A 10090-nucleotide genomic window follows, 5' to 3' on the forward strand; every position below is an offset into this window, starting at 1 on the left:
ATTCCTTTTATAAAACTAAAATATCAAACAGTTTTTTTTCTTTTGATAATTTGAATGTTTTTGTATTTTAGGAAGCAGAATTAATATTTACAATGAAATTAATACACACCAACACATTACCCGAAATTGGTACAAGTCATAATGACGATATCAAGAAAAAAGTATTTATAGAAAGAGGAGAAATCCCTCAATTAATGATGTTTGGTGCTGCTACTTTTACACCCGGACAAACTGTAGAAACGCATAAACATGATACCATGTACGAAGTTTTTTATATACAATCTGGTAAAGCAGAATTTATTGTGAATGATAAAAAAATGATTGTAGTTCCGGGTGATTGTATCACAATTGAACAAGGAGAATTACACTCCATGAACAATCCTTTTTTGGAAAATGTTAATTGGGTTTATTTTGGAATTGCAACCGACTAGCAGACTAATTTTAAAGATTTCTTTTAACTTTTAAAAATACGTTTTCTTCACCATCATAAAGCTGCTTTAAAATTCCACTTTGTAAATTCAAAGTCATTTTTTCTGATTAAAACTGTAACTAAACTTAACTTTTTTTACTGCTGCTAAAAACCACAGACCTCTCTATTCATTCAGAGAGGTTTTTTGTTTGATTTTGTCAAGAAAAAAGGGTAAATTCGTTTGACTTCTGATAAAATGAATTAAAACTTATTTTATTGTTGGAATTGCCAAAAGGCAAAAATATTGAAAAAAAAATAAAAAAAGAAAAACTATGAAATTAGAAAAGATATTAGATAAACTTGGCTCACTTGAAAAAAACTCGTTTATCAAAGTAATTGATAATATCATTTCAAAAAAACCGAAAAACAACAAGGAAATTGATAACATTTTAAGTTCGACAGATAAAGGTTTAAAATCTGTAGATAATAGAAATATTAACAAAGTATTTGCTCTAATTTCAAATGAGTTTCAAGAGCATATAAAATCTGAATTTCAAGAAATCAATTCACAATTAGATGTTTTAATTGATATAATTATTCGAGATGGAAACTGTATCATGAAACAAGATTGGTTTTCAAGGTTATATGAAAATGAAATAAAAAAATTAAAAGGTAAAATTAAAGTTCTAAATACAGATTTTGATAATAATAAGTCAGAATTAACCGAAACAAGAAAAAGAGATTACAAAATATATAAATCTTGTTTACATACTGCATATTACAACGATGAAGAAAATAATAGAGAAGCTAAAGTTTCATCAGATGAACTTTCTATAATTTTAACGCTATCAAAACAACTAGGCCTTTCACAAGAAGAAATTAAATTAATAAATTATTCTATTTTACCTATTATAAAACTTGACATTCAAGAAGTAATAAAAGGTTTAAAAAATATTGGTATTATTTTTTACTCAAATAAAGAGGGTACTATTTATGTTGCAGACGAAATGGTTAGGCTTTTAAGAAAAACTCGCAAAAAAGAAATAGCAACAAAATATTATCGTAGAACATTAAAACTTTTGAGAGAGCCAATAATAAATCAAATTTCAAAAGAACATAACATTGATAGAAAACTTTCTTATTCAGAAAAAATAGAAGGAATTATTAAAGAAGGAGTTTCATATACTGATTTATTATTTTCTGGAATTTATAAAACAGGAAGTACTCTCACAGAAAAGAAAAAAACTTTAAATGAACTTTGTGAAAAAGGACTTGAAATTAACAACCTAAAAGGAAGTACTTTAGATGAAAAAATTAATAGTTTAATTGAATATTTTGAAAATATTGAACGAGACGAAAAAGTAGGTATTTCTCTTGACGGTTTTGATAAACTGCTTTCTGAACTAAATATTACGTTACCTAAATTAAATAAACAAATAAAAGAACAATTTGAATTACAAGATGAATTTGTTTTAAAAGCTGACTTTTTACTTGATTATAATATAAAACCAAGAGATATCTTAGATTTAATAATAAAAGAAGATAGAACAGAGTTCATAAAAGATAATGGAATTAAACAAAGAGGAGATGATATTTTAAATATTCTTGAACATTACAAAGATGTCGAAAATCTATATTTAGAGAATTATGAAAATGTTGCTTACAGAAACTTAAATCTATTAAAGGAAAACGGAATTATTATAAAGGAAAGTGAACTCGGTTTAAAGTTTGAAGAACTAACAAGTGTAATTTTTAATGGAATTGGATTTAATGTTGATGATAAATTTAAAAATCAATTAAATACTAAAAAGGATATGATAGATATCCTTTTAAATTTAGGAAACCAAGAAGTTATAATTGTTGAATGTAAAACTAGTAAAGAAAGAGGTTATAATAAATTCAGTACAGTTTCAAGACAATTGAAATCTTATCAAAATTTAGCACTAAAGAATAATTTACGAATTGTGAAAATTTTACTTATTGCTCCTGAATTTAGTGATGACTTTGTAACGGATTGTGAAATGGATACAGAAATGAATTTATCTTTAATTACTGCATCTACTCTTTCGCATATTGCAGAAGCTTTTAAAGCTTCAAAATACACTGAATTTCCACACGTATTATTTAGAGATATTGTTATAAATGAAGAAAGAATATTAAAAGCAATAAGTAAATAATACTAGTATATTAAACCATGGATAATTAACCAATTCTAGACTACTTTCGAAAATATTTACGAATTTTCTAATAGTTTTGTACCTGTTAAATAACATATTTAAACATTTGACAACAATAAATAAAAAGTTATTGTTTAACTTTTTATAATCCTATAATATGAAAAATTACACTTTACTAATCATCTTAAGTCTACTACTTTTAAGCTGTAATAAAGAGAAAGAAGTAAGCTCTGTAGATTTTAAAAATTGGTCTAAAAGACACTTAGCAATCAATACTAAAGATTCTTTAGAACACGGTAAATCTTATTTGTCTGTATATTCTCAAATTTACAGTGTTTCAGAACATAAAACCCATAGTTTAACCGCTATGATTAGTTTACGAAATACAAGTGATACAGACACCATCTATCTATTAAAAGCAGAATATTACGATACAAAAGGAAAGTCAGTTCGTTCTTATTTTGATAAAACAATCTTTTTAGCTCCTTTAGAAACTGCAGAAATAATCATTGATGAAGTAGAAAAAAATGGAGAAACGGGTTCTAATTTTATTTTCGAATGGAAAATCCCAAAAGATTGTCCAGAGCCTTTATTTGAAGGAATCATGAATTCTACCAAAGGACAACAAGGTTTGTCTTTTACCACACAATCTAGAAGAATTAAATAAAAATAAACAGTAAATTTATCTTTTTGAAATGATATTTTATGAAGTGGAAAGGAAACAGAAAAAGTTCTAATGTAGAAGATAGAAGAGGCGCATCTTCGGGTGGTAGTTCTGGTGGTTTAGGCAGTTTAAGTCCTATGATAATTGGGCTTCTACTAAAATTAGTGACTTCTAAAAAAGGATTAATTATTGTCGGTATTGTTTTCGCTGTCTTGTATTTTACAGGAAACAATCCCTTAAACTTTATTACAGGAAACACTAGTAACCAAATAGAATCTTCAACTACTTACAAAGGAACAGCTAAAGAAAATGAGTTGGCAGAATTTAGTAACCAAGTTTTAAGAAGTACAGAAGATGTTTGGAACAAAATTATACAAGATTATAGAGAACCGACTTTAGTTCTTTTTACAGGTTCTGTGAATTCTGCTTGCGGAAGTGCTTCTAGCGCAACTGGTCCTTTTTATTGTCCTGGTGATGAAAAACTATACATCGATTTAAGTTTTTTTGAAGAAATGGAAAGAAACTTAAATGCACCAGGAGATTTTGCACAAGCGTATGTAATTGCGCACGAAGTTGGACATCACATTCAAACCATAACTGGTATCAGTAAAAAAGTACAAGCTTTACGCGGTAAAGTGAGTCAAACAGAATACAACAAATACTCTGTTATGTTAGAATTACAAGCAGACTTTTACGCTGGTGTTTGGGCGCATCATTCTCAAAAAGATAATTTAATTTTAGATGACAATGACTTAGAAGAAGCCTTAAATGCTGCAAATGCTATTGGAGACGATCGTTTACAAAAACAATCTACAGGAAGAGTGGTTCCAGATTCTTTTACACACGGAACTTCTGCGCAAAGAATGCGTTGGTTTAAAAAAGGTTTTGATACTGGTGATGTTAATCAAGGTGATACTTTTAGCGCAAGTTCTTTATAACTTTAAATTTATTTACTCTATATGATTTCAATTAAAAAAGCAGCTTTAGAAGATGTGAAAGCATTAGCTAAAGTTGGTAAAAAAGCATTTTTAGTTCCACATAAGGAAGCCATTTCTAAAGAAATGATGGACGCTTATATTAGTACTAGTTTTAATGAGCAAAACTTAATTGAAGAGATAACCAATAAGAAGTTTCAATATCATTTAATTTTTAAAAATGATGTTTTAGCTGGTTATTCTAAGATTATTATCAATTACAAAAACGAAAACATAAAGGAAACCAATGTTACAAAAATGGAACGTTTGTACTTATTGGAAGAGTTTTATGGTACTGGTTTAGGGAAACAATTATTTACACACAATTTAGAGTTAGCCAAACAACAAAATCAAAAAGGTATTTGGTTATATGTATGGATAAAAAACTACAAAGCAATCGATTTTTACAAAAAAGCAGGCTTTAAAAAAATAGCAGATTATGATTTTCCTCTTTCTAAAACAGAAACAAGACCTAATGATGTTTTTTATTTAGAGTTTTAAGGTTAAAATAACCTCATAAAAAAAGCTTCAGATATACTCTGAAGCTTTTTTATTTCCTTAAAATAAGAAGGTTATTTTTTAACCATTGTCATCTTAATTGTAGACTTTAATTCTTGTCCGCTTACTGACATATTCATATCAATTGTAGAGTTTTCAGGAATTCCAGAAGCTTTATCAATATTCATATTTCCAGAAATTTTTCCTGTTGCCATTCCAGAAACATCACCAGATAAATCTAAAACAATTTTATCACTAGATATAGATTTTACAGTATAAAGAAAATCCATTTTCATACCTTTTTCTTCTTTAGTCATTGTCCAAGTACTCCCAACACTTACTGCTTCTGTAGGATACACAACATTACTAGATTGTTTTGCCATATCTTCTACTCCAGGGATGCTTGGCTCAACTTTAACTTCTAAAATTTCACCTAAGTTATTTCCTTTAGCAGATATAAGAGCACTTAACATTGGTCCCATTTGAGCTTTCATCATTTTACCAGTTTCATCTAACTCTTCATCACTTTTAGTAGAATCAAAACTCATTACTTGTCCACCTTGTAACATGTCCATAGTCATTTTAGTGAATTTCATTTCACTATCATAAGTATCACCATTTACATCTAAAACTTTTATATCCATATTAATAAGCATTCCCATAGACATTACAGTTCCCATTTCTTGAGAAATGTTCATTTCAACATCATAAGTAGCTCCTTTTTCATAGTTTAATCTAAGTAATGCAGCATCTTGCGCTAAGCTTAAGTTTGCAGAAATCACTAGAAATAAAATTAACAATTTTTTCATTTTTTTTAATTTAGTTTTATAATTATTTATATACAACGAATATAATATTTTGAAACAAAAAAACGCTCACAAATTGTGAGCGTTTTTAGTATAATTGTATTTATTTTAAAACTAGAAGTCTTGGTTTATATCCCAAGCTTCTAAAATATCTTTTAAAGTTTTAATAAACATTCCGCCTAAGGCACCATTTACAACTCTATGATCATAAGAATGTGATACAAACATTTTTTGTCTAATTCCTATAAAATCACCTTCTGGAGTTTCTATAACCGCAGGTACTTTTCTAATAGCTCCTAGGGCTAAAATAGCAACCTGTGGTTGATTAATAATAGGTGTTCCCATAATAGAACCAAAACCACCAACATTTGTAACGGTATAAGTTCCTCCTTGTATATCATCTGGCTTTAAAGCATTATTTCTTGCTCTAGTAGCTAAATCATTAACTGATTTGGTAATTCCTACCAAACTAAGTTGATCTGCATTTTTAATAACAGGAACAATTAAGTTTCCGTCTGGTAATGCTGCAGCCATTCCTAAATTTATATTTTTCTTTTTAATAATGGTATCACCATTAACAGCAATATTAATTAAAGGATATTTTTTAATTGTAGTAGCAATTGCTTGCATAAAAATTGGTGTGAAAGTTAATTTCTCACCTTCTCTTTTAAGAAAAGCATCTTTAACTTTATTTCTCCATTTTACAATATTGGTTACATCAATTTCTATAAATGATTGTACATGCGCAGAAGTCTGTATAGAATCTACCATGTGCTTAGAAATCAATTTACCCATTCTACTCATTTCTATTATTTCATCTTCTCCATTTACAGAAATTGGTGCTGCTTTAGCAACCGTTTTCTCTATTTTTTTAGGAGCCTCAGCTTTAACAGGAGCTTTAGATGGTGTTTCTTTAACAGCTTCTCCTCTATTTTCTATATAAGAAAGTATGTCTTCTTTAGTAACTCTATCATCTTTACCAGAACCAGGAATAGATTCTAATTCGCTCATAGAAATACCTTCCGTTTGTGCAATATTTCTAACTAAAGGTGAATAAAACTTACCAGAATCAGAAACTTTAGCAATTGGTGTAGAAACTGTATCAACAGCTTTTTCAATCGTTTTTTCTATTTCTTCCACTGGAGATTTTTCTGCTTTGCTAGTTGCAACAACTGGTTCTGCACCAGAACCTTCTCCTTCTATTTCTATAATTGCAATGGTTGCTCCAACAGCAACAACATCATCTTTTTCAAATAAAATTTCTATTAATGTACCAGCAACTTCAGAAGGAATTTCTGAGTCTACTTTATCCGTAGCAATTTCTACCACGGCTTCATCTAATTCAATGGTATCTCCAACTTCTTTTAACCAAGAAGTTATCGTTGCTTCTGCAACACTTTCTCCCATTTTAGGTAATTTCAATTCAAATCTCGCCATTTTATCTAATTTTTCAGTATGCAAAAGTACTAAAAATCGTTGATTTTTTAGTGTTTTTAATCTAATAAAAAAATGAACTTATAAAACAAACTTTACATTATCCATAATAAAACTTATTTTAAATTTAATTTTGATGAATTTAATGTAACAAAAAATTAATTTTAATATATTTTACACAATATTAATTACCAATACAACTTTTTATTTATGTAAGAATAAAATAGGTAATCAACTTAAACAAGCTACTTTAAAAAGTTAAATAATTAACGATTATAACAGTATCCATCACTTTTAAGAGAGACAAAAGAAATTAAAATGATCTTTAACTATATAAATGTCCTTTTTGAATTCATTATTTGCTTATAATATTTAATTTCAACATTTAAATAATTCACGAAAGATAAATTAGGAAAATGCTATTCTAAAGTCCACCAAAAACAGCTGCGACAGTTAACAAAGCATATAAGGACATGGTTATAATAGTAAACACTCCTATAAACTTATAATGAGATTTTAACATTTCAAAAGCTTTAGCTAAAGTTTCATCATTTTTTGTAGACAATGCAGTTTTCATTTTATTAGAAAATTGTAATAAATAATACACCGGAAAAAAATAAATAATGGCGAGTACCAAATAAGTTACTGTCATTGTTAATCCTAAACTCTCAGGCATACCAGGTTTCATTTTACTCGCCAATTCGAAAATAGTTGTAGCAAAAACAGCAAAAACAAGCATAATTGCAATTAAGATAAAACCAATAATCGACAAGAATTTTGCCCATTTAGCTGTTTCTTTTAAAAAATTCTTAGAAGCATTAGTAATTGTAAGTTGTTCTAATTGAGTAATAGGATTGTGTATCATAAATTGAATTATAAGGTTTCGTTTTTTCAAAAATAAACAAAAAAAAGAAGCCACGAATTCACAATTAAAACTTTGTGCATCCGTGGCTAAAATTATATCTAAAAAGTTATTCCTTTATAGGAATCTCAAATATTTTAAAGCTATTTAAATTCTGAAATCGTATTTTTAATAATTGAAATACAATCCATTAATTGTGTTTCATTCATCACCAATGGTGGCGCAAAGCGGATTATATTTCCATGAGTAGGTTTCGCTAATAAACCATTCTCTTTTAATTTCATACAAATATCCCAAGCAGTAGAACTATCTTCAGAATCATTAATTAAAATTGCGTTTAACAAACCTTTACCCCTAACAGATTCAACCAAATGATTGTTTTTACAAAATTCAGTTAATTCAGCTCTAAAAATAATACCTAAAGCTTCTGCATTATCAGCTAATTTTTCATCTGCAACCACTTCTAAAGCAGCAATGGCAACAGCTGCAGCAACAGGATTCCCTCCAAATGTAGAACCATGATTCCCAGGTCCAATAACATCCATAATATTATTATTCGCTAAAACAGCCGAAACTGGATATGCACCACCGCTCAACGCTTTACCTAGAATTAAGATATCTGGTTTTACATTCTCATGATCTACAGCCAACATTTTACCCGTTCTTGCAATTCCTGTTTGCACTTCATCTGCAATAAAAAGCACATTATACTCTGCACACATTTTCTTAGCTGCAGCTAAATATCCTTCAGAAGGTACATAAACACCAGCTTCACCTTGTATCGGTTCAACTAAAAAAGCCGCAATATTATTACTACTCTCTAAAACCTCTTGTAACTCTTGCAAATTATCATATTCAATTTTGATAAAACCTTTTGTATAAGGACCAAAATTCTTTTTAGCAACAGGATCATTAGAAAAAGAAATAATAGTAGTTGTTCTACCATGAAAATTATTCTCGCAAACAATTATCTCCGCTTTATTCTCTTTAATTCCTTTTACTTCATATGCCCATTTTCTGGCAATTTTTAAAGCAGTTTCAACTGCTTCTGCTCCCGTATTCATTGGTAATAATTTGTCAAAGCCAAAAAGTTCTGTAGCAAATTTCTCATATTTACCTAACACATCATTGTAAAATGCACGCGAAGTTAAAGTCAAGGTTTTAGCTTGATTCACCATTGCATCAACAATTTTCGGATGACAGTGCCCTTGATTCACAGCAGAATATGCCGATAAAAAGTCATAATATTTTTTTCCTTCTGCATCCCAAACATATACACCTTCTCCTCTACTCAACACCACTGGAAGTGGATGATAGTTATGTGCTCCATATTTGTTCTCTAATTCAATCGCTTCTTTCGAAGTTAATTTGTCTAAAACAGTCATTTTTTTCGTTTTAAATGTTTATAATAAAATAACCATTCCTGTTCTACCTTTATCTTTTCAGCAAATACTGAAAACTCAGCGTGGGAAAGAAATCATCCCCGAAGTTTAGCAAAAGTAATCAATTAATAACTTAACTTAAAAATTATTTGGGCGTTACCTAAAGGTCGTGCTTTACACTATATCTTTTTTGTATTTACGTGTTTAAAATACGTAGGTAAGATAATTATTATAGTTTACTATTATTAACTATATCTACAAAAAAGGATGTCGTTTCAATCACTAACGCAAAACATAAGAAAGTCCATAATAAGTATTTAAAAATAGAACGAACAATGGTTAGTAATAGACTTTACTCCATACAAAAAGACCAAAAATTAGACAGAATCTGAAATAAATTCAGATTGACAAAATAACGATGACTATTTATAGCTAGTGATCATTTATAACGAATACCGTCAAAAATTAACCAAATCGATAACTTTACCCAATAAAAAAGCAAAAAAAAAGAAAACGTTTGTCATGCTGAACTCAGCACAACAAAGACTAAAGCAAGGCTATTGATCATTTGTAACGTGTACCATCACGGATTAACAGATTTTACCCTCAGTTTGTCTTTTCGACCTTTTGGGAGAAATCACATAACAATAAAATGTAGTGTATGATCAAACGTATGAGATTTTTCCTATCGTCAAATAACAACTTAAATGGTTTAATCTAATGTGTTGCTCACAAAACCACATCAAACCTTTCAGTTTAGGACAAAAAAAACCTCAATTCCGAAGAATTGAGGTTTATAGATACGGAGTTGAATCCGTATTAAAGAAAGGCGGCGACCTACTCTCCCACATAAATGCAGTACCATCGGCGCGATTGGGCTTAAC

The 10090-nt window shown here is 29.0% G+C and carries 9 protein-coding genes; 5 read left to right on the forward strand and 4 right to left on the reverse strand.

Going from position 1 to position 10090, the window contains the following annotated elements; genetic code table 11:
- Positions 1 to 92 precede the first annotated feature (92 nt).
- The 5 genes from GQS57_RS14090 to GQS57_RS14110 all read left to right on the forward strand — a co-directional run bounded on the left by GQS57_RS14090 (position 93) and on the right by GQS57_RS14110 (position 4725).
- Positions 93 to 431, forward strand: coding sequence for a cupin domain-containing protein (locus GQS57_RS14090; protein ID WP_165733497.1), 339 nt, complete (start codon positions 93 to 95; stop codon positions 429 to 431).
- A gap of 310 nt (positions 432 to 741) precedes the next feature.
- Positions 742 to 2586: a hypothetical protein gene (locus tag GQS57_RS14095; RefSeq protein ID WP_165733498.1), complete on the forward strand. Its 1845-nt coding sequence runs from the start codon at positions 742 to 744 to the stop codon at positions 2584 to 2586.
- 157 nt (positions 2587 to 2743) lie between these two features.
- Positions 2744 to 3253 (forward strand): DUF3124 domain-containing protein, encoded by a 510-nt coding sequence (locus GQS57_RS14100; protein WP_165733499.1) that lies wholly within the window; start codon positions 2744 to 2746, stop codon positions 3251 to 3253.
- 38 nt (positions 3254 to 3291) lie between these two features.
- The gene (locus GQS57_RS14105; RefSeq protein WP_165733500.1) at positions 3292 to 4188 is read left to right on the forward strand and encodes a neutral zinc metallopeptidase; all 897 of its coding nucleotides are present in this window, start codon (positions 3292 to 3294) and stop codon (positions 4186 to 4188) included.
- A 21-nt stretch (positions 4189 to 4209) separates the two neighbouring features.
- A complete protein-coding gene (locus GQS57_RS14110; protein ID WP_165733501.1) occupies positions 4210 to 4725 on the forward strand; it encodes a GNAT family N-acetyltransferase in 516 nt (171 codons plus the stop codon).
- Positions 4726 to 4796: 71 nt separating this feature from the next.
- Here the strand turns inward: GQS57_RS14110 and GQS57_RS14115 are convergent, their stop codons facing one another.
- From GQS57_RS14115 to rocD, 4 genes are all read right to left on the reverse strand, one after another.
- On the reverse strand, positions 4797 to 5531 hold the full coding sequence (locus GQS57_RS14115) for a DUF6263 family protein (RefSeq protein ID WP_165733502.1): 735 nt from the start codon (positions 5529 to 5531) through the stop codon (positions 4797 to 4799).
- Between the two features lie 111 nt (positions 5532 to 5642).
- Positions 5643 to 6965, reverse strand: a complete 1323-nt coding sequence (locus GQS57_RS14120) for a dihydrolipoamide acetyltransferase family protein (RefSeq protein ID WP_165733503.1) — start codon at positions 6963 to 6965, stop codon at positions 5643 to 5645.
- Between the two features lie 421 nt (positions 6966 to 7386).
- Positions 7387 to 7827, reverse strand: coding sequence for a DUF5362 family protein (locus tag GQS57_RS14125; RefSeq protein ID WP_205860272.1), 441 nt, complete (start codon positions 7825 to 7827; stop codon positions 7387 to 7389).
- A 140-nt stretch (positions 7828 to 7967) separates the two neighbouring features.
- Positions 7968 to 9209, reverse strand: a complete 1242-nt coding sequence (rocD, locus tag GQS57_RS14130) for an ornithine--oxo-acid transaminase (RefSeq protein ID WP_165733504.1) — start codon at positions 9207 to 9209, stop codon at positions 7968 to 7970.
- Positions 9210 to 10090 lie beyond the last annotated feature (881 nt).

Origin of the sequence: Polaribacter sp. 20A6, from assembly GCF_011378915.1 — a bacterium.
GTDB classification, from domain to species: domain Bacteria; phylum Bacteroidota; class Bacteroidia; order Flavobacteriales; family Flavobacteriaceae; genus Polaribacter; species Polaribacter sejongensis.

Coding starts and splice junctions, on each gene's coding strand:
- GQS57_RS14090 (WP_165733497.1), top strand. CDS start 93: ATGAAATTAATACACACCAACACATTACCCGAAATTGGTACAAGTCAT.
- GQS57_RS14105 (WP_165733500.1), top strand. CDS start 3,292: ATGAAGTGGAAAGGAAACAGAAAAAGTTCTAATGTAGAAGATAGAAGA.
- GQS57_RS14110 (WP_165733501.1), top strand. CDS start 4,210: ATGATTTCAATTAAAAAAGCAGCTTTAGAAGATGTGAAAGCATTAGCT.
- GQS57_RS14125 (WP_205860272.1), bottom strand. CDS start 7,827: ATGATACACAATCCTATTACTCAATTAGAACAACTTACAATTACTAAT.
- GQS57_RS14095 (WP_165733498.1), top strand. CDS start 742: ATGAAATTAGAAAAGATATTAGATAAACTTGGCTCACTTGAAAAAAAC.
- rocD (WP_165733504.1), bottom strand. CDS start 9,209: ATGACTGTTTTAGACAAATTAACTTCGAAAGAAGCGATTGAATTAGAG.
- GQS57_RS14115 (WP_165733502.1), bottom strand. CDS start 5,531: ATGAAAAAATTGTTAATTTTATTTCTAGTGATTTCTGCAAACTTAAGC.
- GQS57_RS14100 (WP_165733499.1), top strand. CDS start 2,744: ATGAAAAATTACACTTTACTAATCATCTTAAGTCTACTACTTTTAAGC.
- GQS57_RS14120 (WP_165733503.1), bottom strand. CDS start 6,965: ATGGCGAGATTTGAATTGAAATTACCTAAAATGGGAGAAAGTGTTGCA.